Below are 26,402 nucleotides of genomic sequence, written 5' to 3' on the forward strand. Positions count from 1 at the left end.
AGGCCCCTAGCCAAGCATCCAGTTCAGCACCAAGCGCCAATCGGTCATTCGGATCGGCGTCCCGTGGGTGCCGGTGTCAAACAGCGTGAACTTGATCGGATAGTTTGGCGCCTTTGATTTGATCTGCTTGAAAAACTGCGCCTGGGTTTCCCAATTATAGACCCGGTCCAGCGTACCTTGCCCCATATAGATCGGCACGTTCCTGGACAGCACTCCGGCTGAGAAAATGTTCGGATCCTTAGGCGAGCCGAGCAGCATGATCCCGTTCACGAGGCGCGCATAGTTCCCGTTTTTCACAAGGTTCCAGCAGATGATGCCGCCCATCGATCCGCACGCCACAACAACCTTGGCGCCGGGAGAAAGCTGTTTTTGCTGCTGGATGAGCGCCGCGACATCCGCTGTGCCCCGCTTGTCGAAGTGAGTGACATCAACCGTGAGATATGCGCCGCCGTTGCGGACCATCAGGTTCTGGATCCGGTTGAAGTTGCCACCAAAGGACACATCGTTCATGCCCTGAAAGCGGTTTCCGCCCTGACCATGAATATAGATGACGATCGTCTTGGCGCCGCCCTTCCACTTGCCCGTCCCCATGTAGGAGATGGTCCGGCCATTTGCCTTGAGCTCTCCGCTGCCGCGGCCGCGTTTCGGCTTGTAAGAAACGTAGTTGCCATAAACTTGGCGCTCGGGGATCTGATCCCGGCCGTGCAGATCGCGTTGCTTGATGTACTCCACAACGATGAAATCGCCGTCGTAAAGTGTTTCGGTGACCTTCTTGTAGCGGAACAGGCGGTCTTTGTACGGCTTCAAGGCTTCAGCATGTGCGTTGATCGACACCCCGCAAAAAACAGCGGCAAGCACCACCACCGGCAGTTTGGCGAACCGTGCCTGAAGGGCTTTCAGAAAACTGTTCAGCATGCAGTGTCCTTCGCTGGGCCAAATTGGAAGCCAATACCGGTAAAACCTACGCAGGCACGCTCCGGCTTTCAATGGACCCAAGGTCAATTCACTCAGATCCGCTGCCATTAATCCGCAGTAATCCCCATCAATGCGCACTCGTGATCCTGCAGCAACGCACACGGTCCTGAGACTCACGCGCGAAACCAGAGGCCCACACCCTCCGAAATTGTGCTTAGGAATTTCAGAGACTTATCCACAATCAGCCTCGGGCGCTGAATAACCTCCTCGCATTTTGCGAATTTAAGGAATTGGTAACCATAAAATTTCAAGACTGGCGAAGCTTTAGGCAGGAAAAAGACCGCCATCCCCATCCATGGCGGCATGTTCAGGAGAACTCTCATGCCAGTCATTTCCTTCGCGAATGCAAAGGGCGGCGCCGGCAAAACCACAGCCGCCTTGCTGTTGGCAACAGAAGTTGCCGCCCGCGGAAAGCGTGTCACGATCTTCGATGCAGATCCGCAGAAATGGATTTCGAAATGGCATGAACTGCCCCGGACCTGCAAAGGGATTTCCGTGGTCAGCCAGATTTCCCCTGCTTCCATCACGGAACAAATCACCCAAGCCTCTGAGACATCCGATTATGTGATCGTCGATCTTGAAGGCACGGAGAACCTGATCGTTGCAAACGCCCTTTCGGTGTCCGATTTGGTGGTGATCCCGATCCAGGGATCCTCCATGGATGCACGGGGCGGTGCAAAAATTCTGACCCTGATCAAAAAGCTGGAGAAAATCGTCCGTCAGGACATCAAGCACTGCGTCGTGCTGACACGCTCCAACGCGGCCGTAACGACAAGGGCCATGAAGGCGGTGCAAGACTTTCTCTCAGCGCAAAACATCGATGTTCTGATGACCCCGATCGTCGAGCGCGCAGCCTTCCGCGATCTCTTCGAGTTTGGCGGCGGCCTTGCAAACCTTGATCCGAAGATGGTCTCGGGCGTTGAAAAGGCCCGGGAAAACGCCTCCCTTTACGCGGCAGAAGTTCTGGAGCGGGCAATCAGCGCTCCGAAGAAACGCTGGTACAACGTCTTCCGACGCGCCAGCTAGCTCCCTGATTGACAGCTGACTGAACGCCGGGCCTTTGCGCCCGGCTTTTTTTGATCCTGCTCATGGAGGTTCTTGGACAGGCGGGATAAGCTTTCAGGAAAACAAGCTGACTTACAGGCATCGTCCGGATCCCGCTGGAGAATTTCATGCCCCTCTCCCCGACACGGCTTCTGATCGCCGGAGCGCTCGCCGTCTCCCTGTCTGCCTGCAATAAGGATGACGGCAGCGTCGCCCTGGGCACCCTGGAGCGCGAACGTGTGGCACTGACAGCCACAGCTGCAGAGGTTCTGGTTGCGCTTCCCGTCCCGCAAGGCTCACCAGTCAGCAAAGGCACTGTGCTCGCCCGGCTGGATGCGACACAGCAACAAGCCGTCGTTAATCAGGCCGCCGCCGAAGTCGAAAAATCGCGTGCCAATCTTGAAAAGCTGGAAAATGGCGCACGGCAGGAAGAGATCGCAAAGGCCGAAGCCGCTGTGGCTGGAGCCAAGGCTGAACTGGTGGAGGCCGAAAACAACTTCGAACGCTACCAAGACCTCACAACACGCGGCACCACCAGCCAGGCCCAGCTCGACAGTGCACGGGCCAGCCGGGATGCGGCAGATGCGAGCCTGAACAGCGCCGAGCAGCAACTTCTTGAGCTGGTCACCGGGACCCGTCCGGAAGACCTGGAAATGGCCCGCGCGGAACTCGCCGCGGCCGAGGCCAGTCTTGCAACACAGCAAAAGATCTTGAGTGACCTGACAATTGTTGCTTCCCGGGACGGCGTTCTGGACAGCCTGCCCTGGAACCTTGGAGAACGCGTTACTGTCGGCAGCCCGGTTGCCGTGATGCTGGCAGGTGCTGCGCCCTATGCCCGGGTCTATGTGCCCGAACCCCACCGGGTGAAGATCAACGAAGGCGACACACTCTCCATTCGCGTTGATGGCCTCGACGATCCAATCGACGGGCACGTGCGCTGGATCAGTTCAGAGCCGTCCTTCACCCCCTACTATGCGCTCAACCAGTCGGACCGTGCACGGCTGATGTATGTCGCTGAAATCCAGTTGCCCGACAGCGCCTCCAACCTGCCGAACGGTGTTCCGGCACAAGCCGTGCTGCCGTGACCGCGCCCATGTCCGACATTGTGATCCAAGCCGAAGGGCTGGTGAAAAGCTTCAAGGGCTTCCGGGCGGTCGACGGCCTCGACCTGACCATTGAGCGTGGCATGATCTACGGGTTTCTCGGCCCCAACGGATGCGGCAAGACAACCGCCATCCGCATGCTGACCGGCCTGCTGACACCGACAGAGGGAAGCGTCGAGGTTCTGGGGCTGTCCGTGCCCAAGGACGCTGAAGCTTTAAAATATAAGATCGGCTACATGACCCAGGCCTTTTCGCTTTATGGCGATCTCACGGTACTGGAAAATCTCAACTTCATGGGAACCGTTTACGGCCTCTCCCGGGCCCAGCGCACGGAACGCATTGCCGAAGTGATGGACCGCTATGAACTGACGCAGCTCAGTGACCGGTTCGCGGGCAAGATGAGTGGCGGCCAGCGTCAGCGCCTTGCCTTGGCGGCGGCCGTGTTGCACGGCCCGCAACTGTTGTTTCTGGATGAACCGACCTCGGCGGTGGACCCCGAGTCGCGCCGGCATTTCTGGGAGCAGCTTTTCGACCTGGTCGATGAGGGCACGTCCATTGTTGTGACAACTCATTTCATGGATGAAGCCGAGCGCTGCCACAAGATTGCGATCATGGAAGCCGGTCAAAAACGGCTGGACGGCACGCCCAGTGCGCTAATGTCCGCCATGGGTGCCAATGTTGTGGAGATCGAAGCGCCGAACCTGCGTGATATCCGGCGGCATCTTCTGGGCACCGAAGGCATCGTGACAGCTGCGCAGCTTGGGGCGCGCTTGCGGGTGCTCGTCAAAGACACCATCCCCGATCCGGAGGGCTTCATGAAATCCAACCCGCAAACGGCAAGCGCAACAATTGTCGAACAGGTCCGGCCCAATCTGGAAGACGTCTTTGTCACAGCAACCGGAGAGGGGCGTCAATGAGATCGATATCGCGCATTCTCGCCGTCTTTTCCAAGGAACTAGCCCAGCTGCGCCGAGACCGGATGACCTTTGGAATGGTCGTCATGATCCCGCTCATTCAGCTGATCCTGTTCGGTTACGCCATAAACACCAATGTCCGCGACATCCCGATCGCGGTGGTCGATCAGAGTCAGACCGGCATCAGCCGCATTCTCGTTCAAATGGTCGAGGCAACCCGGGTCGTGACGGTGACCGAGCGGCTGACCACGCCGGAAGAAGCCGAAGAAGCGATCCGCTCCGCCCGCGTCCGGGCCGCCTTCATTCTACCCGACGACCTCACTCAGCGACTGGCAAGGTCTCCAGCTGTGGGTCTTGGCACACCACCCTCGACAGATCAGGAAACCAGCCGCCCGGTTGCTCAATGGATTGTCGATGGCTCGGATACGATGATCGCGAGCTCGATCAAGAGCCTTCGGAACATGCCGCTCTCGGAGATCTACCGGCAGGCACCCAACCGGTCGACGCCGACCTTTGAAGTCACGCTCTTCTACAATCCCGAACAACGCACCGCGGTCAATATTGTGCCGGGCCTGGTTGGCACTATCCTGACGATGACGATGATCATGTTCACCTCCGCTGCGATTGTGCGCGAGCGGGAACGCGGCAACATGGAGATGCTCATCAACACGCCGATCCGGCCGATCGAACTGATGGTCGGGAAGATCATTCCCTACATTTTCATTGGCCTTGTGCAAACGATCATCATTCTCAGTCTGGGGCACGTCCTGTTCAATGTGCCGCTGGATGGCAACATGATTGACCTCTTTATCGGGACGCTTTTGTTCATAGGGGCCAGCCTGTCGCTCGGCCTGGTGTTTTCCACGATCGCCCAGACCCAGCTTCAAGCCATGCAGATGACCGTCTTCGTACTTCTACCGTCCATCCTTCTGTCCGGATTCATGTTCCCTTACGAGGGCATGCCTGTTGCGGCGCAGTACATTGCCGAAGCGCTGCCTGCGACACATTTCATGCGCATGATCCGGGGCTTCGTGCTCCGGGACGCTACGCTCATGGATGTCCACCGCGATGTCATCTGGATGAGCGGTTTCTTTGTCCTCGGCATGGTCGCCGCTGCCGTCCGGTTCAAGAAACGTCTGGATTGATACCCTTACTACTGTCCGCCATCCGGCAAGGCGGGAAGCGAACGCAGGTAGAGCGTGATGGCCGCCGCGTCCTCGTCAGTCATTTTGGCAAGATACCCGTATGGCATCGGCGGCAGCATGCGCGCCCCATCCGGCCGAACGCCCTTGCGGATCATGTCATCAAGCTCGGCGTCACTGTATTGCGCCAGCCGTGTTGGCGTGATGTTCGGTGCAACAGAAACACCCCATGGACCATGAAACTCAAATCCACCTGCGCCAAGATGTGTGTCAAACATCGGACCCTTAGGACCAAAGGTTGTGTGGCATTCGGTGCAATGGGCGATTGGACCGGCGAGATAGGCACCGTACTCAAGCGTAACACCATGCGGCACCTCTGCGACGCTGATAACCGGCGGTCCATAGGCCGGCGGAAGCGGAATATTGTAAACGCTTTGCCCCGGATCATGATCGACAGCCGGAACCTGGCGCAGATACATCACCATGCTCATCAGGTCATCATCTGATATGCCTTTGTAAAGCCCGAATGGCATGGGCGGGCCAATGATGCTGCCATCAGGGCGAATGCCTTCCCGAATAGCGCGGCCCAGCTGTTCATCCGTCCAATCGACCACACGGCTGCCCGGCGTGATATTCGATGCGATGGCAGTGAACATGTCGTTCTTCTCAACCATCATGCCGGCCAGTCCCATATCCGCCACCGGCCCATCCGGACCTTGTGGTGTATGGCAATTGCCGCATCCGGCAGGCCCTTCCACCAGATACCGGCCGCGCTCCAGCGTGGGTTCAGCACCCGCGGTTCCCATACCGAGAAAGGCAACTGCGGCTACGAGACCGCTTGAAAGTCGTAGAAGTCTGCTTGTTGTCGTGCGCATACCAAAGCCTCCCAGCCAATGTGACGCTTGGGAATGCTACTCTCATGTCGCGCTGACGGATATGGTCAGGATTGACATTTGCGGTAACTGCCTGGCGATCAGGTCATTGCCGCCGTGATGTTCATACTTCCAAAAACGCAAAGACCGAGGACGCCATATTGACCGCAAACCAGTCCCCTCTTGCGTGTCGGACGGCTTCGGGCATGTCGGCGTGACAAAAATCAAATCGACATCATTTGCCGAATACACGACGCCCGACGGGGCGGTAAATAACTCTATACAACACACAAAAAACTTTCTTATTCCCGTAAATAAAATTTAATGTTCTAAATCTCGAATAAATGTAATTGTGGCAGAAATTACCAAACACGCCACAATTAGCTGTGCCAAGCTCAAGACATTGTGATCCAGAGGGAGAAGATCAATGTCTGTGCGCAAGTCTTTGCGCCGAGCGGCTCCGCTCGGCCTTGCGGGTCTTTTGTGTATTACTGCTGCTTCTGCAGAAGAGCCGCCGAAAGTCAATCAGGAAGACTTGAATGCGTCTGCCCTCAAAGACCCGAAGGCCGCTTTCATAGAAGCGTTTGAGGCCGGTGATGAATTGACCGAGGCGACATTCACGGCCGAACGCGGGGTCGGAGCCAAGGTCAGCCAGGACGGCAAGATGTTTACCCGCATGCCGCGGGCAGATCTGGAACTTTTCGGCGAGTGGACCACGCACCTGCCGGAGCGCGAAGCCGGCCCGGTCGCCCAATCCTGTATCTCCTGCCATTCAGCGCCTTATGCCAATGGGGCCGGTCCAAACCCGCTGAACGGGATCGTCGATCCGCTGCATACGGGCGACCCGTCCAAGTATCTGCACCGGAACACACCGCATCTCTTCGCGCTTGGCGCGGTGCAGCGGATTGCAGAAGAAATGACGGCAGAACTCCTTGCCCAGGAAGAGCTTCTTCAAAAGGAAGTCTGCACCTTGGGCGAAGATGCCTCGGTGAATCTGACAGCAAAGACCATCAGCTTCGGCACACTCTCTGCAACGCCTGAGAAAGACCCGCTGACCGGGATATGTATTGCCGACTACGACCGGTCCGGGATTGAGGGCGTGGACGAAGACCTCGTGGTCCGCATGTTCGGCTGGAAGGGCTCGCACGCCACCTTGAGAGCTTTCACCCGCCACGCCGCCCATAATGAACTCGGCATGCAGGCAGATGAACTGGTGGGCAACCATGACGGCGACCATGATGGCGTGACCGGAGAGTTGTCCGTCGGCGATCTGACCGCCTTGTCCATCTATATGGCCGCCTTGGAGCGACCGACTTCGAAACTCGAACTTGCCAAACACGGACTGATGGAGCTGACAGCCGGCGAGGTTCTGGAAATCGAGCGCGGCGAACGTTTGATGACCGAGGCCCAGTGCACCACCTGTCATGTGCCGACGCTCAAGATCTCGACACCGATCTTTTCCGAGCCGAGTTTGCAGGCCGGTTTCCGGGAAGATATTTTCCCCTCCGGCCAGAAGGCGATCGACAGCGGTCTTGATGGTCACGCACCAATCTGGTTCGACCTCACAGAAGACAGCCCCAACAACCATGTTGTGACCGCCAAGGGCGAAACGCTGAACCTTGGTGCCTTTCCGAAGGCAGGCGACGGCGGGGCGCTTGTCTCCTGGTACTCCGACTTCAAACGGCACGAGATGGGCGAAGACCTCGCCGATCCGGTGGACGTCCACGGATTTGGTGCGTCCGTCTGGCCGACGGCCTCGCTTGCCGGTGTCGGTTCGACCGGCCCCTGGCTGCACGATGGCAACGCGACGACATTGGATGAAGCGATCCGGGCCCATGGCGGTGAAGCCGAAGCCAGCCGTCTTGCCTATGAAGCGCTTGGCGACAAGGATCGCGCAGCCATCATCGCCTTTTTGGAAAACCTGATCATCATCGACCTCGACCCGGAGGAAGAGGACGAAGAAAATCACGCTGCGGCCTCACTAGGAGCGGCATCTGAGGACACCAGCACCAGGACTGCCCGCCTGGTCACCGTCCTTCCGCCCGTAAAACCCTGATGCCCCGAAACAGAAGGGTTTGCCACTTCTTGATGGCAGCGTGAAACTGCCGCGGTGGTCCAGCATCCACCCGCACCTGGACCACCGCGGCAAATTAATTCCTACGCATTTTCAACAAATTGGTTGAGTTTTCGAGATTGAAATCGATCACGTGGGTCCGAAGGCCGCCTGCTCTTCTTCCCATTGCTGCTGCGCCTCGATCGTCACACCGTACTTGAACATATCGAATGTAAACTCTTGTAATTCTCGGCCTTCCGCGACCCGCTTGGGTAAGTCGGGGTTGAGCATCGCCGTTTTGCCGATAGAGACGAAATCAGCTTTGCCGGAAGCAATAAGCTCATTGGCATCCGCAATGACATGAAGTCCACCATTGGCGATCACGGGTAGACCAGTCAGATCCCGAGCGTAGGCTGTCAGGTTTTCCCCGGCTTCTGTGTAGCTGTGCACGGCATAGCCTTCTTTTTCGCTCGCAAGGTGAATGAAATCGGCGCCCGCGTCCGCAACCGCCTGAAATATGACCTTCGCGTCTGCCAATCCGTTTGGCCAGAAGTAGTCTTGGATGTTTGCCTTGGCCTGGGATAACCGAACCCCGACAATGAAGTCTGATTTTGTGGCGCCCTGTGCCTCCCGGATGATCTCCTGTGTCAGCCGGATCCTGTTCTCCAACGTGCCGCCATATTGATCCTGACGAAGGTTCGTTTCTGCTGTCAGGAATTGATCGAGCAGATACCCGTTTGCACAGTGGATCTCGACGCCATCGAAGCCTGCAGCCTCTGCCCGCAGGGCGGCCTGGCAAAATCCGCGCTTGATGATCTCGATCTGGGCGAGCCTCAGTTCGTCTGGCACGTCGTAGCCCCCCTGACGGTGACCATAGCCCTGCAGCATGGACCCGGCTGGCCGGACCGGAGACGGTGCAACTGGCTCCATGATATGTTGAGAGACGGCGCCAGCATGAATGAGCTGCAGGATGACCTTCCCGCCCTCAGCCTTGATTGCCTGGACGACCCGTTGCCACCCCATCTCCTGGACATCGTTCACAAGCCCCGGCTGACCGGAATAACACTGCGCCCATTTTTCATCGGTAAAGGCCCCTTCCGTAATGATGAGGCCGTAACCACCCCGGGCAAAACCGGCATAATATTCCGCCATGTTCTCCGTTGGCACACTGTCTGCGCCGGCGCTGGCACGTGACATTGGCGCCAGAACGTAACGATTGGAAAAAGTGCTTGTTTTAATTGCCTTTTCTTGAAGAACTGGAAAGGTATGTGTCATCTGAAGTGCCCTTTGTTGAGGAAGTGCACGAGAGTTAAATTTCACATTACCTTTTGACAAGTACGCACAATTTTTGCTTATACATACAAAAAAGTAACTAATAGGCTCTCCGATGGCTCAGAATCAACAAATTGATCCGCTGTTTTGCCCGACTGAAACCGCCCTTGGTTTGATTGGCGGAAAATGGAAAGGGATGATCTTGTGGTGTATTTGCCGCAAGACCATGCGGTTCAACGAGCTGCACCGCATAATCCCGGACATTTCTCAGCGCATGTTGACCAAGCAATTGAGAGAACTGGAAGATCACAAAATCATTGTGCGGAAGGTGTATCCACAAATCCCGCCAAAGGTGGAGTACAGTCTTAGTGCTCACGGAGAAGCCTTGAAACCAATTCTCGATCAACTCGAAGACTGGTCCCGCTCCTATCTGGAAAAGCGTCAGGCTGAGAGCTGACGCACCAACGCAAAATCAACCCGCTTGCCAAACCTTGATGGCATCCACCGGATAAACGAGCATCAGAACGTTCAAGGTGAGATTGTCGCGGATCACCCAGAGCGCCAGAAACTCAAAAACGATGCCGACCACGACCGTGACCCAGACCGGCATCCGCCAGGCGAAAAAGAAACCGGCGAGCATCCAGAGAATATCGAAAACGGAGTTCAGGACGCTGTCGCCGGTATACCCGACGGCGATCGTCGCTTCCCGGTATCGGTCAATGATCCAGGGGCTGTTTTCCGCCACTTCCCAGGCCGCCTCGATGAAGATCGCGCCGAGCGCCCGCTCTCCAACGGATCTTTGCTTGAACAGCGCCCACAGCAGCCAATAAAACAAGAAGCCGTGAATGATATGGCTGAAGGTGTACCAGTCAGCAATATGCTGCGACGACCCCGCTACATCGCTCGCCGGAGTCCAAAACAGCACATAACCGCACTCACAGATCGGGATCCGGCCCATGAAGAGCAAGATCACAGCGGTCGCAGCGATCATGAGGAGGCCGGTGATCAGGCAAGCGCGGTTAGTCAAAGGCTTTTTCTCCTTGGCAGCAGATTCTTCAAAAGCGCCGACATTTGAAATCGAGGCCAACCAGCTGCCTTCTGGCAACGACCTGAGAGCAATCTCACAATGTCTTGTAGAACAGAGGTCTGGCTCTTACCCTGCATGTCAGATCAGGAGGAGCAAGTCGAATATGCCGCGCTACAGCCTTAGCAAACTCTGTCTTACAATCGCACTTCCAATCCTTGCCTCCAGCGCAGCTTTCTCCTTCGAAGTTCCGTCGACTTTTCCGAGCGTAACAACACTCGGAGAACGCACGGTGCCTACACCGCACGGCATCTCTCCGGCAATGAAGGAAATTGTGGAGGAGCGAAAAATCCCGCCGCATATCCCGGTCCCAAATACACCTGAAGCATGGCTTGAGTATCAAACCCTATTCGATGCGCCAGGAGAAGAAGCCGGCCGGCAGGCCGCAAAATCGTTGGGAGCGTCCTATGAAATTGGCGAGACTGCAGGAGTTCGCACTTACACCGTGACACCCAAGAAGCTATCGGATCGGTTCGCGGACCGTGTCTTTGTACATCTTCACGGAGGAGCCTTCGTCTTTGGCGGCGGAGATTCAGTGTTGCGCGAAGCTGTCTGGCTGGCGGACGGGCTAGGGGTAAAAGTCGTGTCGGTTGATTACCGACGTCCCCCTCTGGATCCATTCCCGGCTGCTCTTGACGATTCTGTCGCCGTGTGGCGGAAAGTCACCGCACAACAGCCTGCAAACAAGACGGCTCTGTTCGGCACATCCGCTGGCGGAAATCTGACGCTCGCAACAACGCTTCGTTTGAAGGAGCTCGACCTGCCTTTGCCGGGTGCGTTGTTTGCCGGGACCCCTGCCACAGACCTGGAAAACACATCTGATACTTGGCTTACGCTGCAGGGGCTTGACCCGCTGGGCCGTCGTGACGGCCTTATCACCGGAACGTTTGAGTTATATGCTGCAGGACAGGATCTCTCAAACCCACTGCTGTCGCCTGTCAACGGAAATCTCCATGATTTTCCGCCGACGATCCTGATTTCCGGCACCCGTGACCTTTTGCTCAGCGACACCGTTCGAATGCATCGTGCGCTGCGTTCCAATGGTATTGTCGCCGATCTTCATGTGTATGATGGCCAGGCGCATGGCGATTATATTCAAGGGCTTTTTCGGGAAATGCCCGAATCGGAAGATGCGCTTCGCGAATTGTTCGAATTCTTCGACCGCCACCTGAAATAAAAATAAGTATGCCGAAACAACTCTCCGCGCTTTTCTTCGCATCATTTCTGGTCAATCTGGCGAATGCAGCGATCTCCACCATGCTCGGTATCTTGATCGCGAATGAGGGCGGGTCGCAAGGCGATGTGTCCTTCATCGCCGCGGCCTATTCGATTGGATTTGGGGTCGGCTGTTTTGCTGCTCCCAACCTTGCCCGCCGCAGCGGGGTGATCCGAACCTATGCCGCTGCCGCCGCAATCGCGACCATCACGATTATTGGTCTGGAGGCCTTGGACAACACCCTTTCCTGGGCAGCCCTACGCTTTGTCATGGGCGCTTCGATCGCAACCGTTTTGGCCGTCTCCGACACTTGGATCAACCATGAAGCCCCGAAAGACCGGCGCGGTCAGGTGATCGCGCTTTATTCCATTATTCTGGGTCTGGCATCCATCGGCAGCCAAGTGGTCTTTTTATGGATGGGCTCTGATGCGGAAAGCCTGATCCTCTATTTCGCGGCTCTCATGAACATCTCGGTCGCCGTGATAGCCGTCACCAAATCGGAACAACCGGTCCTGCCGCCCTCAACCGGAACCAAGGCGGCTCTGAACATCCCCTCCCCGACCGCTGGTGTCGGTGCATTTGTCTCCGGTTTCTCGGTCACCTCCACCATCTCTGTGCTGCCGTTTTATCTGACCAGCCATGGATTATCCGTCTCACTTGTGGCGATTGTGATCATGCTGCTTTACGGCGGGCGCCTATTTGCGCAGTGGCCGGTCGGCATCCTATCTGACAGAATGGACCGCCGCCTGGTGATCATCGGCCTCGCCGTGCCAACCGTCCTTGTCTTGATTTTCTCGGCCATTGTTGGAGACGGTGAAGGGCGGGCCCTATCAGGAGCCCAGGGCTCGGCTGTCCAGATTTTTGCATTTCTGGCGCCGGTCTTGTTGGGCGCGGCAATTTTCCCGCTTTATTCCGTTTCCTCGGCCCTCGCGTTTGATCGGGCTGAAGACGGTACGACAACAGAAGTCTCCTCAACTTTGCTGCTGCTTTATTCAATCGGATCGGTTGTGGGGCCAACCACAGTTTTGGCCACCAGCTCTGTGATCGGCGATAACGCCCTACAGGGGTGTGTCGTCGCCGTGAACCTGGTGCTGATCGCCGTTGCCTTCTTGAGGTTGTCGCGGGTCGAGGCGCCAGAAGAACCAAGCCCCTCTGTTCCTGTTCCGGAGAACAGCCTGAAAATGGTTCAGGAAGCGGGTAAGATCTCAGAAGAGGAACCTTTGGACGTCTAGTCCACTACCCGGATAATCCGCCCTAGCCTTTTGCCCCAAACCACACTAGAACCTTGCGCCAACGAAACATCAATCCGTCCGGCCTCTTGTGAAGGCTTGCGCTCCCGGATCTCCGGTGTGATGCGCGGCCCAGACGATGGTTTTGCCCGGCGGTTTGCTCAGGAGACACCTAGATGGCCACCAACGGCGCGGCGCCGCACCAGACCCGGCGCACTTTTGCGATTATTTCCCACCCGGATGCCGGTAAGACGACGCTGACAGAAAAGCTGCTCTTGTCGGGCGGTGCCATCCGGGCGGCCGGTCAGGTGCGCGCACGCGGCGAACGGCGCCGGGCCCGCTCCGACTGGATGAAGATCGAACAGGAACGCGGCATCTCCGTATCGTCATCCGTCATGACGTTCGAGCGAAAGGGCATCATCTACAACCTGCTCGACACGCCGGGCCACGAAGACTTTTCCGAAGACACCTACCGTACGTTGACCGCTGTGGATGCTGCGGTCATGGTCATCGATGCGGCCAAGGGTATCGAAACCCAAACCCGCAAGCTCTTCGAGGTTTGCCGGCTGCGCGACATCCCGATCATCACCTTCGTCAACAAGATCGACCGTGAAGGCCGGCATGCGCTGGAAATTCTCGACGAAGTGCAAGAAGCCCTCGCCCTTGATGTGTCTCCGCAGACCTGGCCGGTCGGCATGGGCTCCGACTTTTTCGGCGTTTACGACTGGCAGAAGAAGCAGTTCCACACATCCGGCGGTGATCGCGGCGGGCCTTACACGGAAACCAAGACCGTGTCCGGTCTGGACGACGAAGCACTCACCGGCACTGTCTTCGACCGGATCATGGATGAGCTCACTGAAAACGTGGAACTCGGCGCGGAAGGCTATGCGGAGTTCGACAAGGAAAGCTTCCTGGAAGGCCATTTGACCCCGGTGTTCTTCGGCTCGGCCCTGCGCGACTATGGCATCGAGGAAATCCTTGATTTCATCGCCGACTTTGCCCCGCCGCCGCACTCCCAGCCGGCGACCGGCGGGCGGACCATCATGCCGAACGAGGACAAAGTCACCGGCTTTGTCTTCAAGGTTCAGGCGAACATGGATCCGAAGCACCGCGACCGGATCGCGTTCGTGCGGCTGTGTTCAGGCACCTTCAAGCGCGGCATGAAGCTGAAGCACGTGCGCGCGGGCAAGCAGATCGCCGTCTCCGCCCCGATCTTCTTCTTTGCAGAGGAACGCGAAATCGCCGATCTTGCCTATCCGGGCGACGTGATCGGCGTTCCGAACCACGGCCAGCTGCGCGTTGGTGACACCTTGACCGAAGGCGAGAACATCCACGTGACCGGCCTGCCTGCGTTTGCGCCGGAAATCCTGCGCCGCGTGCGCCTGTCCGACACCATGCGCGTCAAGCAGATGCGCCAGGGCCTGCAGGACCTCGCTGAAGAAGGCCTTGTTCAGATCTTCAAGCCAGACCTTGGCTCCAACTGGATCGTGGGCGTTGTCGGCGCGCTGCAGCTCGACGTGGTAGTCGATCGCCTGCGCGCGGAGTACGGTACGGAAATCGGCTTTGAGGCCGTTCCTTACACGACCGCCCGTTGGATCGAGACCGACAGCCAGACCCTGCAGAAGATGATCGAAGGCCACCGCATGTCGATCGCCAACGACCGCGACGACAAGCCCGTTTTCCTGTTCAAGAACGCCTGGGAAGTCGGCCACATCACCGAAAAATTCTCCGATGTCACCTTCCGCGAAACCCGCGAGATCGTCTACGAGGGCTGAGAAACAAGCGCCTTGTCTGACATGACCGTCACTCTTCGCCCTGTCGCGCCCTCTGATTGCGATCTGATCTGTCGGCACCGGCATGACATGTTTCTTGCGGCAGGCGATCAAGAGGCAGCAAAAGCCGCCTTGAGCCCGGCCTATCGAGAGTGGCAACAAAACACGCTCCAGTCCGAGAGCTATTTTGGCTTCATTGCAGAAGTGGGCGGGGTTGCTGTCGGCGGTGTTGGGCTGATGGTCATCGACTGGCCTCCCCACCACAATTCCACCCGGACGTCTTGCAACGCGGCTATGTGCTGAACGTTTTTGTCGAACCGGACCACCGGAGAAAGGGCATCGCCAATCGCCTGATGGCCGCATCCGATGACGCCTTCAGGGCGCGCGGGATCACCCATGCCGTTCTGACCGCGACCGATCAGGCGCGACCGCTCTACGAACGCGACGGGTGGCAGCAAACGGCCCAGATGGCCAAGGAACTTCGTTGAAACTGCTCAGAAAACATCCGTTTGCGTGTCCATGAGGATGTAAAGGCCTGCGACGATCATGACGAGCGGGGCAAGGCGTTCGAAAAATTTCTCTGTCGCCGGTGTCGGCTTTATGAGACGGCTCAAGAACGTCCCAAGCGCCAGAAGCGCTGCGACTGCAATCAGCGCTCCGGAGAGCACGAAATGATCGAGCTCGGCGCGCGTGTCGGCAAAAAACGTTGCCATCAAAACGAAGGTGTCGGTGCTGAGCGCCAGGAAAAGCGCGACCACGCCAATAATCGACCCGGGCGCAGGTTTCCTGTCTTCCACTTGTTTGGATTTACGCCGGTTTTTCAGGACTTCGCGAAAGCCGAGAGCGACCGGCACGAGGCCGAGTAGCCCGAGATCAGCTGGCGCAAGGACAGCAGCGCCACTACCGACCAGAGCAGCGCCGCCGATCACCACGACCTGCGCCAGTAAAAAGCCGATGATTGCCGCAGGTTTGCGTCCTGTGGCTGCCAATGCGAGAAAAGCAAACAGCCCGTCGATGTTGGTGAGTACGTATGTGGTTGCGACCGAGAGCGCAAAAATCATCCAGAAAATCCAGAGCCATAACGTTGCAGGTACGGTTGTCTGTCTTAAACACACCGAGGCATACTGTCCCGGAAAAACCGTCATAAGATGGATGCGGAGGCCTGGTGAAGAGGTGAACTTCAAAATTTCACACCTAAAAGGCGCACCCCCTCGTCAAAATTAAGGAAGTCGAAATCTGCCTTTCTCCGAATTTTTCACAAGGAGTGTTTTGGCATATTTCCTTTTTATTTTCCAGAAACTCCAAAATCCCAAGTTTTACTAAAATACGAGCTCGTTTTTCGATGAACTGCACTTATACTTGCGCGACAACGAAAAAACGGCTTGCGAGAATTTGGGATCGTGTTGTCCACGGAGATTGGGGCCAGTCAAAAAGAAACTTCCAGAGCGCCAACCGGGCATCAGCAAGCTGATGCACCGGCAGGAAAAGCGCGCCTGAAGCGAATCCACAAGCTGTCCCGCCCGTTCTGGGCGTCTTTCATCATTGGTGCCGTGAGCCTGCTTGTATTTGCAGCCTTCCTGGTCAACGCACTTGACCGGCAAGCCATCACGTCCAGTGAACGGGTCATGGGATCTCTTCTAGGGGAGCGGACAGACCGGCTCTCTGAGCTCACTTTGGAATACGCCTATTGGGACGAGTCCGTGGACCGCCTCGTCAACGAATTCGACGAAGATTGGATCGATACAACGTTTATTGAGTACATCTACTCCGACCTCGGGATTATCGGTGTTCACGTTCTGGATGGTGAGAATGCGGACCGCTTGCACATCTTCGAAGACTACCGCGCCGACAGGAGTTCCATGGAGCGCTACGGGCCGGATGCCGGCAGATTGATCAACCGGGCACGCAGAACCGAGGAAAATGAAGCGCCAATTCCCGCGACTGCCTTTCTTGGCTCGGCATCCGATTTGTATCTTGCCTCGGCAATCCGGATGACGACCTACGACACCGACAAGATCACCAGCACAGATCATATTATGATGTTCGTGCGCCCGCTGGATGACGAGGCGCTTGCGGATCTTGGCGAGAAATTCCAGCTGCCGGGTCTCCAGATTACGACAGAAGACCCCTCATATTTTCAGGCTCATTGGCCGATCCGAACCGAAGACGGCACAAGGCTTGCCAACTTCGTTTGGAACCCGGTTCTTCCAGGCCAGCGGCTGCTGCCCCCCTTGGCGCTCGGCCTGATCATCGTCTATGCAGGCATGATGATCGCGGCCCGAGCATTTCTCAAGCAGGCAACGCATATGGTCAGCGCTCTGGACGCTGCCAAGAAACGAACCGAGCGGGCCAAAGAGCTGCTTGCGCATCAGGCGAACACGGATGCTCTCACAAACCTCGGCAACCGCTGGAGCTTTGAGCAAGCCCTCGACACACTCTCCGCAAAGGCCGACGGCACCAAGGAATTCGCTCTTGTCTGCTTCGACCTCGACCGGTTCAAGACGATCAATGACACCTTGGGACACGAAACCGGCGATGAAGTTCTCAAATATGTCGGCGAGACCTTGAGCTCGCTCACCTACCCGCAGGACAAGGTTTTCCGGCTTGGTGGGGATGAGTTTGTGATCGTCTTCGGCTTGACGGACCGTGAGCGTGTTCTGGCAGTCGCAAAAGAAGCGATTGCGATCCTGTCCCAACGGGTTACCCTCAACGGCCATTCCTGCCATTTCGGGGCAAGCGCCGGCATTGCCTATTCGACCGAACCGGTCAATTTGCTGCGGCGGGCGGATACGGCCCTTTACGCTTCCAAGAAAAAGGGGCGCGGCCAGGTCACGGTCTATATCCCGGATTCCACCGACACATCAGCTCAACGGTTACCTGCGACCGAAACACTATAGCCGTCTATTCAGCAGGCTCCGCGATTTGGCGCGCTGGCGCCGGTTCAGTCTTGTCCGGCCGTGTCACCAGATAAACACCGAAAACAATGAGGCCAAGAGCCGGCCAGGCGGTCCAGCCCGGTTGTTCACCAAGCACAGCGATCCCCAGCAAGGTGCCGATCACAGGCACCGCATAGTTCACTTGCTGCAGCCGGGCGGCCCCGATGCGCGGGATCAAGTAAAAATAAATCAAAGCCGCCAGCGCTGTCGGTCCCAGCCCCAAATAGAGGACCGCGGCCTGCGCTGGAACCGGCGCAGCGGGCAGACCAAGGTCTGGAGCGAACAAAGCCATGTATCCCCCGAGCGCCAGCAGCCCGACGAAGACCGAGGCTGCAGCCATTTGCAAGGGATCAGGAAAGGCAAATCTCCGCGAGAAAAGCGCCGTGAAGGCATAACAACAGGCTGCCGCAACCAGGCAAAGCTCGGGAAGAAGATCGCCAATCCGGCCCGCACTTAAGTCCGGCGCTGCCAACACGGCGACCCCGGCAAAACCGGCCAGCGCACCGAATATCTTAAGTCTGGTGAGGCTTTCCTCAAAATGGACCAGAGGCGCGGCAACCAGAGTGATGATCGGGGCAATGCCCATGATCAGTGCGGCAAGCCCGGTGTTGACCTCCTGCTCTGCGTAACTGATCAGAAGAAACGGCAAGACATTGCCGCTGACGCCGACAATGGCCGCAATGATCCAGCCGCGAACCCCGAGGTCAAACCCGCCTCCCCTCAGCAGCAGCACACAGCCCAGAACTGGCGCTGCAATTGCCATCCGCGCAAAGACCAACGTGGCCGGGTCAATGTCTTTGACGGCGACACCAATCGCCAGGAACGAACTGCCCCAAAGCGCGGCGAGCACCGACCACAATAGAAAGTCTCTTGCCTGCATGGGCCTATCCTCTAAACTGCTATGAAAGAAATAGCACGCTATTATTTTAATAGCAATGGAGGACGTATGACCGACATTCCCATTCCCGGAAAGGCCGTCCGCGGATCGCGCAGCGGCGCGCCGATCATGGCCCTGTTCGATTTACTGGGACGCCGCTGGGCAATGGGTGTGGTCTGGACCTTGAGCGAACAGGGCCCTTGCACCTTCCGCGCATTACAGGAGGCTTGCGAGAGCATTTCTCCGGCTGTTTTGAATGCCCGACTGAAAGAACTGCGGGCCGCAGGGTTCGTCACACAAGGGGATGGCGGGTATTGCGTGTCACCGCTCGGGCAGGAGGTCTACGAAGCGCTCCTGCCACTTTCTAAAGTGTCGAAGGTCTGGGCCGCGCGCATCGAGCAGAGCGGCACCGGCGCGTCTGAGTAGTTAGCTACTCAGGCAACGGCAAGACGGATCAAGACGGCAGCGCTGGCAATGATATGCGCAAGCGTTATGACGACGGACGCGCCATGCAGAACCTTGAAACGCTTTGTTTCGCCCGCATCGGTCGCCGCGTTGATCATCGGCATCAGTTCCTGTCTTGCAAAGATCGCGGATGCTGCAATCAGGACCATCACCACGCAAGAGACCACATCCAGAAATCCGGTCCCAAGCGCCGCGGCCAAGGATGTCGCGATCACAAACAGATAGAAGTGCGGGAAGGCTTTCCGGATAAGGGGTCCTGCCGTTTCCGCCGGCAGCGCGGTGAAGACGAAGGCCGCGAAGCCAAAGGAATAGAGCGTCATGCCACCGAACAACAGCGCGGTCACAAGAAGGGTCGCTGAGGTGACGATCATTTCTTAGGTCTCCGTGTGACACTGGGTAAAATATAGGGAACGGTTGCCTGGTACTGCCGGAAACGCTCCCCGAACTGAGAGGCGAAACGCCGTTCCTTCAGCATCGGTGCGAGCAGGCAGTAGGCTGTCAGAAAACTCGCAACAGCGAGCTGGTCAGGCGTCCAGACCGGCACCGTCCACGTTGTCAGGGCAAAGGACACATAGATTGGCTGGCGGATGATCTTGAAGAGCCCTGTCTCCGGCATGTCCGGGAAAATCGGGCGAATGTTCTGCGCCAGCGACATCCAGCCGAGCGCGCCTGATTGCACCTCAGCACCTGCGTCATAACTCGCCTTGATCAACAACAGCCATGAGAGCGTGTAAAGCCCGCACAAAAGCCAAAAAACCGCTCCCTCCGCTTGCCACCAGATCGCACCACTCGGTGTCCAGAATGCGAACAGCAAAAGCAGCTGGACGGAGGCGATGATGGCATAGGTCGTGGTCGCCAGAGTCTTGCCGTGTCCGGACGGGGCGAGCGCCGATAGCCACTTCCGCCCGCGCGCCGACAGAAGCACGGAGTGGGTCAGTGGGAACTGGAGCAAAAGGAACGCATTGGCGAGATAGCGCCATGGATCCGGTACAGCACCAAAACTGCGGCTCATCCCGAAGAACATCGCAGCGATCATCGCAAGGACTGCGGCCGCAAAGAGGGTGTGGCAGGCAAGGCCGTAAATATAGGCAAGCGCAATCCGGGCGCGCCCGGGCGGGACGGACAACATCCCCGCCACCAGGCGGAGCAGCCTCTGTAAAGGTTTCAGGTCAACCAGCATCATCGCTGACAGAACTTAGCGCCAAACACCTCAACTGCCAGTGGCACTTGACGGTTTGTCGCAGAGGTCTGGGAGATCCCCAAAAAATTAGACCAGGGTAGGCCGAAAACCGCCGGAAACCTTGGCGTCCCCGGTCATCTTCCTAGTTACACGGTTGAGAGTTGAGGGAGAACTGAATGTCTGAACCAGTTGTTGCGCAAAAAGCGCCTTATGCGGTCGAAGTTGAAGCAGGCAAAAACTACTTTTGGTGTGCGTGCGGCAAGAGCGCGAACCAGCCGTTTTGCGATGGTAGCCACAAGGGTACGGACTTCGCGCCGGTCAAATATACGGCCGAAAAGGACGGCAAAGCGTTCTTCTGCGGCTGCAAGGCAAGCAGCAAATCCCCGCTTTGCGATGGGACGCACAGCAAGCTGTAAACACGAAACAGCCGGACCGGGGACCCCGATCCGGCTGTCTTCAGATTTTCGTTGTGTCAGGACGCCCGGGCTGCGGACGGCGGCAGTTCGATGTCGATACCCAGCGTGGTGACATCGCCTTCCCGGTCCATTTCAAGCCGGACGGCATCCGGGTCGATATCGATACGCTTGGCGACAACGGCCAGGATGTCCTCGCGAAGACTGGAGATCAGCGCGGCATCATCGCTGTTTCCGGAGCGTTCGTGCGCGAGAAGGATCTGCAGCCGGTTCTTGGCAACAGAAGCGCTTTGGCTTCTTTTGCCAAAAAGGCTCAGGATGTTCATGCCGCCCTCCCCTTGAAGATCTTGCCGAACAAGCCCTTCTTTTCTTCCGGGATGGTGACGGGAATGTTTTCCCCCAAAAGACGGCGCGTTGCTTCCATATAGGCACGGGCCGCGGGCGAACCTTCATCGGCCAGCGTGACCGGCAGGCCGACGTTGGAGGCCTTCAGGACGTCCTTGCTTTCCGGGATCACGCCAATGAGCGGCACTGACAAGATGTCCACCACATCGTCGGTTGCCAGCATCTCGCCTGTTTTGGCGCGGGCGCTGTCATACCGGGTGATCAGGAGGTGCTTGGGCATGCGCCCGCCCTGCTCCGCAACCTGCGTCTTGGCGTCCAGAAGCCCAATGATCCGGTCGCAGTCGCGCACGGAGGACACTTCCGGGTTGGAAACGATGATGGCTTCATCGGCGTGGCGCATGGCCAGCGTCGCGCCGCGCTCAATGCCAGCCGGGCTGTCACAGACGATCCAGTCGAAGTAATGGCGCAATTCGCTGATGACGCTCGCAACGCCCTCTTCGGTGAGCGCATCCTTGTCACGGGTCTGGGAAGCCGGCAGCAAGAACAGGTTGTTCAGCTTCTTGTCGCGCACCAAAGCCTGCTTGATGGTCGCCTCGCCGCGCACCACGTTGACCAAATCGAACACGACGCGCCGTTCCGCGCCCATGATCAGGTCCAGGTTGCGCAAGCCCACATCGAAGTCGATGGCACAGACCTGATAACCTTCCTTGGCCAGCGCTGAGGCGATTGCGGCGGATGTGGTTGTCTTGCCAACCCCGCCCTTGCCTGACGTGACCACAACGACCGTTGCGTTGCTCATGGTGTTCGTCCCACTTGTTGACGGTGCAAAGGCTCTTCACGGCCCCGACCAGAGTTAACTCAGTTGTTCAAAGACAAGGCTCTCGTCTTCAAAGCGGATCTGCGCTGGTGCGTTGCGCAGAGCCGCGTCGAAGTCATCGGCAACCTTGTAAAGTCCATTGATGGACACCAGTTCGGCGTCCAGTTTCGAGCAGAAGATCCGCGCGCCATCCCGTCCGGAGACCCCGGCCAAAGCGCGGCCGCGCAGGGCGCCGTAAACGTGGATTGATCCGCCCGCAATGATCTCTGCGCCGGAGCTGACCGAGCCGACAATCGTCACGTCGCCATCCGGATGCAGGATGCTCTGACCGGAGCGGACATGTTCGGTAATGACGATTGATGACCCATTGGCCTCAGGCATCGCCCGGGGATGCCGATCTGCTTTCTTGGCAACCGGCTTCTCAGCAGTCTTGATTGCCGGGTCCGGATCGGATGCATCTGTTTTCGCAGCCTTTTTGGGCGCATCGGTGTTGCCGACTGCCTTTTGGCCCGCAGCCTCTGTCGCCGACTCGCTCCCGACGGCAGTTTCCGGGATTTCGACATCAGCCGTCAGTCGTCCACCGCCGAAACTCGGCGGCATTCCCGGTTTGAGGCGCGTTCCGGAAATCCCGTCAATGCCGAAAACCCGGATGGAACGCTTGCTCAAGCCGTCCAGAACGGTCTCAAGGTCCTCGATCGGGATCTTGGTGCCGCGCACGTCCAGAACGATCGGCCGGTCGATGAAAAATCCCGGTGTGCGCGCGATGATCCGGTCGATCTCCTTGAACCAGTCCTGATAGGGCGGCTCGGGAGATAGCACGATCGCAATGAAGGATTTTCCCTTGAATTTCATCAAAGAGGCCCGGCGTCTTTCTCAAACGGAGTGCTTAGTCGCATAAACCTATCATTAACCGAACCGGACAATTGGGCAGCGGACCGTTTTCCACGGATATCCAAATTCTTCCGAGTTTTCAGGCAATTGCCGGGTCTGCGACGTCTCCCTGATTGGTCTTCCGCCGCAGACCTGACAAAACTGCCGATCCAATCGGCAGGAATCACCGCGAATACAGGGCGATTCTGTCAATTTGAGCCGCCGCCGGTTAACCGAATTCCAGATGAAAGCTTCACTTTTGCCATATTGCAGTGCAATATAAGCTATCTAACAACAGAGCGCGCTGACCGAACCTGGAACAATTATGAGTAATTTCAGCGATGTAATGGACTATCTGGGTCTGTCTCAGGACGAGGCAGCCCGTGTCCTCAAATCATCTGCAGACGAAATTGTTCGCTGGCGCAACACAAATGAGGCGCCGCCCCTGCACATCTGGCAGTCCCTCGTGCAGATGCTCGACGACGTGCGCCGGTCTGCCGAAGAAGCAGCAAAATCGGCCGACCTTGACCATCTGGAGGCCTCTGACCTCAACCGTGTCACGCTGAACATGCCGAGCCAGATGTCCTCCGACCTTGCCGGCCCGAAACGCGCCGCCACCGCCCTTGCCGTTGCCACCCTTGCCCGGGTTTTTGTCTGAGGCTGCAGAGCAGAAAATTAAACCGATTAGAAAAATGTGCAAAGCGGCTTGATTCCGGACCGTTCCCGCCTTTGGCAGTGCCCGCTTTTCTGCTAACACTTGTGCCGGTGCGGCGCTCTATCAGACCGCAGGAAATTCCCTGACCATGCCACTCGGCATATGGCCAGACCCTCAAAAAACCCGCTTCTTCAAGGCCGCTGCCCATGTCCGCATCGCTCAAAGGCTTTTTGTTCGCTCTCAGCGGCTTTGCGATCTTTTCCACCCATGACGCCTTGATCAAGGCGCTCGGCGGCACCTATCCGGCCTTCCAGATCATCTTCTTCTCGGTCCTGTTCGCCTTTGTGCCCGTCTCCCTGATCATTCTGGCGGACGGCAAGGCGGACAATTTCCGCCCCCGGCGGCCCGGATTGGTGCTCTTAAGATCAAGCCTTGCGATCGTTGCAATGTCCGGCGGGTTTTATGCCTTTACCGTTCTGCCGCTTGCCGAGGTCTATGCCCTCCTTTTTGCCACGCCGTTGCTGGTCACTGCCCTGTCCGTACCGCTCCTTGGCGAAACCGTCCGTTTTCAGCGCTGGATCGCGGTCATTGTCGGGCTGATCGGCGTGGTGATCGTCCTGCGTCCCGGTGTCAGCGCACTGTCCGCTGGCCACATCGCCGCGCTTTTGTCGGCCAGCGCGAACTCGGTCTCCTCGATCCTGGTGCGCAAAATCGGCGGGCAAGAGCGCTCTGCGGTCCTGATCCTTTATCCGATGATCCTGATGTTGATCGTGATGTCCATCCTGATGCCCAGCTCCTACCAGCTGATGGCCGTGGGCGATCTCGGACTAATGGCCGCAATCGGCTTTCTGTCGGTGATTGCCCAATCGGCCATCATCGGCGCCTACCGGGCCGCGCCCGCCGCCGTAGTCGCGCCGTTGCAATACAGCCAGATCCTGTGGGCCGCCCTGTTCGGCGCGCTGTTCTTTTCAGAAACACCGGATTTTTATGTGGCGCTCGGCTCAGCGATCATTGTCGCGTCCGGCCTGTTCGTGGTCTGGCGCGAGGCCCAGGAAAACGTCTCCGCCCGCCGCCCTGTCACCCGCAGTGCCAGCTTCCGCTTCAATACCGGCTACGCCTCCAGCGTCAACCGGGCGGAGGATAAGGACGACGACGAAAAGCCGGATTAGGTAGGAAGGACACTCTCTACCGCCTTGGCGCAAGCAAGAAGCTTCTCGTCCTGACCGCCCGGTGCGACCAGCATGGCGCTCAAGGTGTGATCGGCGTTTTGAAAGGGAAGCGCGATGCCGCAGCCATCGCAGACGTTGGCGAGCGAGGGATTGCGCAGAGCTAGAAGATTGAGCCGGTTGAAATCGCCATCATCCACCAGATCGGCAATCTTCGGCGGCAGAATGGGTGTTGTCGGCAGCAAGAGAATGTCGCTGCCGACCTCCTCCGCAAAGGCCTCAATCAAGGTTTGACGCCGGTTCAGCGTCTGCCGGTACTGAACGGCAGAAATCTCCTCCGCCCGGCCCATGCGCGCATGCACACGCGGGTCGAACTGTTCCGGTGATAACTGGAAATGATCCTCGTAATGGGCGCGCGATTCCACGGAGGTCATGTGCCACGGCGGAACCTTTGCGTAGAGATCGATGACGGCGAGATCCTTCTCCACGATCTCAAAACCCGCTGCGCGCAATTTTTCCACCACGGCCTTGAAACCCTCGGCAACGGGCGCCTCGATCTCGTCAAAGCCGAAGTTTTTCGGCACCACGAGGCGAGCCGCCTTGGGCTCTACCGGGATGGTTTCCCGCCCTGCCATCACCTGCCAGGTGAGTTCACATTCCGCGACGGTTTTTGCCATCGGGCCAAAACTGTCCAGACTGTCGGAAAGCGGCTTGCCGCCTGCCATCGAAACGGAGCTTTGCGTCGGTTTGAAACCGGTGATGCCGTTGAACGCCGCTGGGATGCGCAGAGACCCACCGGTGTCGCTGCCAATCGCAATGTCGCACAGGCCCAGCGCCACGGCGACCGCCCCGCCACTGGTCGATCCGCCCGGCGCACAGCCCGGATAAAGCGCGTTTTCCGGCGTGCCGTAATGGGGATTGAGGCCGAGCCCGGAATAGGCAAATTCGGACATGTTGGTCAGGCCGGTGAACACCGCCCCCGCCGCATCCAGCCGGGCAATCGCAGGCGCATCTTCCGTTGCCGGCGGATCGTTTTTCAGAACTGTCGTGGCGGACGTCGTCACTTCCCCGGCAACATCAAACAGCGCCTTGACGCTGACCAGTGCTCCTTTGAGCGGACCGTCATTTTCGGCCACTTTCGCCACCTGCTGGCGGGCACGTGTCTCCAGGAGCTTGATGTAGACTTGGGCCGCCGCAGGGTCGCTTTTTGCCTTCTCCAGGGCTGCGTCCAGCCGCTGACCCACCGTTGTTGCATCCCAGGAAACCGCTGCGTTCATTTTCGCCCAACCCTTGCCAAAAGTTCTTATTGTCTGAACCTGATAGCACGATTGGCCGTTCTGAACAGGGCCTTAAGTGTTTGCGCCCGTCTCGACCGGCCACGCGTCCTCCAGCAGCGCAGCGGCGGTCTTCGCAGCCTCCATCATCTTGCCCTTGTCGTCATCGCCGTCCGTCAAGCGGGCAAGAACCACGGAGCCAAGCAGGAGGGCAAGTACGGCCTGCCCCTTCGGACCCCGTTTCCCCTCGCCCAGAGTAAGCAACCGGACCGTGCGATCGACCGCATTTTGAGCAGCGTCCTGAGGGGCCCCGTTCATCCGGACGAGTTCCGTTCCCAAGGCCGCCAACGGACATCCTTTGCCGCGCCCCGACAAATGATCTTCCGAAAGATACCGTGCGATGTAGGCGTCTCGCGCCAGTGCGCGCGCTGCCCCCTCCGGAGCCTCTTCACCCTCTTTCAAAACGTCATCGACCGCACGATCCAGCGCAGCTGAGATCAAGTCTTCCTTTGAGCCAAAGTGCCTGTAGAACCCCCCATGGGTCAGGCCGGCGGCCTTCATCACATCGGCAACACTGGTCATCTCGATCCCGTTCTCCCGAAACAATCGGGCGGCTGCATCGACTATCTTGTTGTGATTTCGTTGTTTTTCTTCGTTCGACACACGCGGCATCAAAAGCCTCCGAAAATCTTCTTGACACTAATGATGACGTATATCATCTAATTTAT

The 26,402-nt window shown here is 57.9% G+C and carries 29 protein-coding genes; 16 read left to right on the forward strand and 13 right to left on the reverse strand.

Features of this window, described 5'->3' with window-relative positions:
- Positions 1–6 precede the first annotated feature (6 nt).
- The gene (locus tag AC0J4F_RS22515) at positions 7–915 is read right to left on the reverse strand and encodes an alpha/beta hydrolase family protein (protein WP_133952929.1); all 909 of its coding nucleotides are present in this window, start codon (positions 913–915) and stop codon (positions 7–9) included.
- A 381-nt stretch (positions 916–1,296) separates the two neighbouring features.
- On the opposite strand from AC0J4F_RS22515, the gene AC0J4F_RS22520 reads away from it, so the two are divergent.
- The 4 genes from AC0J4F_RS22520 (at position 1,297) to AC0J4F_RS22535 (ending at position 5,181) form a co-directional block, all read left to right on the forward strand.
- Positions 1,297–2,001 carry a ParA family protein gene (locus AC0J4F_RS22520; RefSeq protein ID WP_133952930.1) on the forward strand — a complete coding sequence of 235 codons (705 nt, stop codon included), beginning with the start codon at positions 1,297–1,299 and terminating at the stop codon, positions 1,999–2,001.
- A gap of 146 nt (positions 2,002–2,147) precedes the next feature.
- Positions 2,148–3,104, forward strand: a complete 957-nt coding sequence (locus tag AC0J4F_RS22525; protein WP_133952931.1) for an HlyD family secretion protein — start codon at positions 2,148–2,150, stop codon at positions 3,102–3,104.
- An 8-nt stretch (positions 3,105–3,112) separates the two neighbouring features.
- Positions 3,113–4,039, forward strand: a complete 927-nt coding sequence (locus AC0J4F_RS22530; RefSeq protein WP_133952932.1) for an ABC transporter ATP-binding protein — start codon at positions 3,113–3,115, stop codon at positions 4,037–4,039.
- The gene (locus AC0J4F_RS22535; RefSeq protein WP_473024811.1) at positions 4,036–5,181 is read left to right on the forward strand and encodes an ABC transporter permease; all 1,146 of its coding nucleotides are present in this window, start codon (positions 4,036–4,038) and stop codon (positions 5,179–5,181) included. Before AC0J4F_RS22530 ends, AC0J4F_RS22535 begins: the two co-directional genes overlap by 4 nt.
- A gap of 8 nt (positions 5,182–5,189) precedes the next feature.
- Here AC0J4F_RS22535 and AC0J4F_RS22540 read toward each other — a convergent pair whose 3' ends face one another.
- Entirely contained in the window at positions 5,190–6,053 is an 864-nt protein-coding gene (locus AC0J4F_RS22540; RefSeq protein WP_473024812.1) for a c-type cytochrome, read from the reverse strand.
- A gap of 424 nt (positions 6,054–6,477) precedes the next feature.
- Here AC0J4F_RS22540 and AC0J4F_RS22545 point away from each other — a divergent pair, with 424 nt between their 5' ends.
- Positions 6,478–8,106 (forward strand): di-heme oxidoredictase family protein, encoded by a 1,629-nt coding sequence (locus tag AC0J4F_RS22545; protein WP_473024813.1) that lies wholly within the window; start codon positions 6,478–6,480, stop codon positions 8,104–8,106.
- Between the two features lie 147 nt (positions 8,107–8,253).
- Here AC0J4F_RS22545 and AC0J4F_RS22550 read toward each other — a convergent pair whose 3' ends face one another.
- Complete coding sequence (locus tag AC0J4F_RS22550; protein WP_473024814.1) at positions 8,254–9,378, reverse strand: oxidoreductase; 1,125 nt, start codon at positions 9,376–9,378, stop codon at positions 8,254–8,256.
- Between the two features lie 112 nt (positions 9,379–9,490).
- Between AC0J4F_RS22550 and AC0J4F_RS22555 the strand changes: the two genes are divergently transcribed.
- Complete coding sequence (locus AC0J4F_RS22555) at positions 9,491–9,832, forward strand: winged helix-turn-helix transcriptional regulator (protein WP_473024815.1); 342 nt, start codon at positions 9,491–9,493, stop codon at positions 9,830–9,832.
- Positions 9,833–9,847: 15 nt separating this feature from the next.
- Here AC0J4F_RS22555 and AC0J4F_RS22560 read toward each other — a convergent pair whose 3' ends face one another.
- A complete protein-coding gene (locus AC0J4F_RS22560; protein ID WP_473026459.1) occupies positions 9,848–10,366 on the reverse strand; it encodes a DUF2585 domain-containing protein in 519 nt (172 codons plus the stop codon).
- Between the two features lie 199 nt (positions 10,367–10,565).
- Here AC0J4F_RS22560 and AC0J4F_RS22565 point away from each other — a divergent pair, with 199 nt between their 5' ends.
- From AC0J4F_RS22565 to AC0J4F_RS22585, 5 genes are all read left to right on the forward strand, one after another.
- On the forward strand, positions 10,566–11,636 hold the full coding sequence (locus tag AC0J4F_RS22565) for an alpha/beta hydrolase (RefSeq protein ID WP_473024816.1): 1,071 nt from the start codon (positions 10,566–10,568) through the stop codon (positions 11,634–11,636).
- Between the two features lie 8 nt (positions 11,637–11,644).
- The gene (locus AC0J4F_RS22570) at positions 11,645–12,907 is read left to right on the forward strand and encodes an MFS transporter (protein ID WP_473024817.1); all 1,263 of its coding nucleotides are present in this window, start codon (positions 11,645–11,647) and stop codon (positions 12,905–12,907) included.
- Positions 12,908–13,080: 173 nt separating this feature from the next.
- On the forward strand, positions 13,081–14,679 hold the full coding sequence (locus AC0J4F_RS22575) for a peptide chain release factor 3 (protein ID WP_209173110.1): 1,599 nt from the start codon (positions 13,081–13,083) through the stop codon (positions 14,677–14,679).
- Positions 14,680–14,700: 21 nt separating this feature from the next.
- Entirely contained in the window at positions 14,701–14,979 is a 279-nt protein-coding gene (locus tag AC0J4F_RS22580; RefSeq protein ID WP_473024818.1) for a hypothetical protein, read from the forward strand.
- Positions 14,973–15,164 (forward strand): GNAT family N-acetyltransferase, encoded by a 192-nt coding sequence (locus AC0J4F_RS22585; protein WP_473024819.1) that lies wholly within the window; start codon positions 14,973–14,975, stop codon positions 15,162–15,164. The genes AC0J4F_RS22580 and AC0J4F_RS22585 overlap by 7 nt, the downstream gene beginning before the upstream one ends.
- Before the next feature lie 6 nt (positions 15,165–15,170).
- Here the strand turns inward: AC0J4F_RS22585 and AC0J4F_RS22590 are convergent, their stop codons facing one another.
- Complete coding sequence (locus tag AC0J4F_RS22590; protein WP_166672870.1) at positions 15,171–15,737, reverse strand: cadmium resistance transporter; 567 nt, start codon at positions 15,735–15,737, stop codon at positions 15,171–15,173.
- A 339-nt stretch (positions 15,738–16,076) separates the two neighbouring features.
- Here AC0J4F_RS22590 and AC0J4F_RS22595 point away from each other — a divergent pair, with 339 nt between their 5' ends.
- The gene (locus AC0J4F_RS22595; protein ID WP_473024820.1) at positions 16,077–17,573 is read left to right on the forward strand and encodes a diguanylate cyclase domain-containing protein; all 1,497 of its coding nucleotides are present in this window, start codon (positions 16,077–16,079) and stop codon (positions 17,571–17,573) included.
- A gap of 4 nt (positions 17,574–17,577) precedes the next feature.
- Here the strand turns inward: AC0J4F_RS22595 and AC0J4F_RS22600 are convergent, their stop codons facing one another.
- A complete protein-coding gene (locus tag AC0J4F_RS22600) occupies positions 17,578–18,492 on the reverse strand; it encodes a DMT family transporter (RefSeq protein ID WP_473024821.1) in 915 nt (304 codons plus the stop codon).
- Positions 18,493–18,558: 66 nt separating this feature from the next.
- Here AC0J4F_RS22600 and AC0J4F_RS22605 point away from each other — a divergent pair, with 66 nt between their 5' ends.
- Positions 18,559–18,915: a winged helix-turn-helix transcriptional regulator gene (locus tag AC0J4F_RS22605; RefSeq protein WP_473024822.1), complete on the forward strand. Its 357-nt coding sequence runs from the start codon at positions 18,559–18,561 to the stop codon at positions 18,913–18,915.
- A gap of 8 nt (positions 18,916–18,923) precedes the next feature.
- Here the strand turns inward: AC0J4F_RS22605 and AC0J4F_RS22610 are convergent, their stop codons facing one another.
- Both AC0J4F_RS22610 and AC0J4F_RS22615 read right to left on the reverse strand, forming a co-directional pair.
- Positions 18,924–19,325, reverse strand: a complete 402-nt coding sequence (locus AC0J4F_RS22610) for a DUF4149 domain-containing protein (protein ID WP_208326800.1) — start codon at positions 19,323–19,325, stop codon at positions 18,924–18,926.
- Positions 19,322–20,083, reverse strand: a complete 762-nt coding sequence (locus tag AC0J4F_RS22615; protein WP_473024824.1) for a methyltransferase family protein — start codon at positions 20,081–20,083, stop codon at positions 19,322–19,324. The genes AC0J4F_RS22610 and AC0J4F_RS22615 overlap by 4 nt, the downstream gene beginning before the upstream one ends.
- Before the next feature lie 227 nt (positions 20,084–20,310).
- Between AC0J4F_RS22615 and AC0J4F_RS22620 the strand changes: the two genes are divergently transcribed.
- On the forward strand, positions 20,311–20,550 hold the full coding sequence (locus AC0J4F_RS22620) for a CDGSH iron-sulfur domain-containing protein (RefSeq protein ID WP_008191849.1): 240 nt from the start codon (positions 20,311–20,313) through the stop codon (positions 20,548–20,550).
- Between the two features lie 56 nt (positions 20,551–20,606).
- Here the strand turns inward: AC0J4F_RS22620 and minE are convergent, their stop codons facing one another.
- Genes minE through minC form a run of 3 tightly spaced genes read right to left on the reverse strand, consistent with a single transcriptional unit; the run spans position 20,607 to position 22,561 of the window.
- Positions 20,607–20,873, reverse strand: a complete 267-nt coding sequence (gene minE / locus AC0J4F_RS22625) for a cell division topological specificity factor MinE (RefSeq protein ID WP_055672792.1) — start codon at positions 20,871–20,873, stop codon at positions 20,607–20,609.
- Positions 20,870–21,691, reverse strand: coding sequence for a septum site-determining protein MinD (gene minD, locus AC0J4F_RS22630; protein WP_008195504.1), 822 nt, complete (start codon positions 21,689–21,691; stop codon positions 20,870–20,872). Before minD ends, minE begins: the two co-directional genes overlap by 4 nt.
- Before the next feature lie 54 nt (positions 21,692–21,745).
- Entirely contained in the window at positions 21,746–22,561 is an 816-nt protein-coding gene (gene minC / locus AC0J4F_RS22635) for a septum site-determining protein MinC (protein WP_473024825.1), read from the reverse strand.
- 343 nt (positions 22,562–22,904) lie between these two features.
- Between minC and AC0J4F_RS22640 the strand changes: the two genes are divergently transcribed.
- Positions 22,905–23,237 carry a hypothetical protein gene (locus tag AC0J4F_RS22640; RefSeq protein ID WP_473024826.1) on the forward strand — a complete coding sequence of 111 codons (333 nt, stop codon included), beginning with the start codon at positions 22,905–22,907 and terminating at the stop codon, positions 23,235–23,237.
- A 203-nt stretch (positions 23,238–23,440) separates the two neighbouring features.
- On the forward strand, positions 23,441–24,403 hold the full coding sequence (locus AC0J4F_RS22645) for a DMT family transporter (RefSeq protein WP_473024827.1): 963 nt from the start codon (positions 23,441–23,443) through the stop codon (positions 24,401–24,403).
- Here AC0J4F_RS22645 and AC0J4F_RS22650 read toward each other — a convergent pair.
- Complete coding sequence (locus AC0J4F_RS22650) at positions 24,400–25,677, reverse strand: amidase family protein (protein WP_473024828.1); 1,278 nt, start codon at positions 25,675–25,677, stop codon at positions 24,400–24,402. The genes AC0J4F_RS22645 and AC0J4F_RS22650 overlap by 4 nt on opposite strands.
- Before the next feature lie 72 nt (positions 25,678–25,749).
- Positions 25,750–26,346 carry a TetR/AcrR family transcriptional regulator gene (locus tag AC0J4F_RS22655; protein WP_473024829.1) on the reverse strand — a complete coding sequence of 199 codons (597 nt, stop codon included), beginning with the start codon at positions 26,344–26,346 and terminating at the stop codon, positions 25,750–25,752.
- Positions 26,347–26,402: the final 56 nt, after the last annotated feature.

The organism is Roseibium sp. R5, from assembly GCF_055755305.1.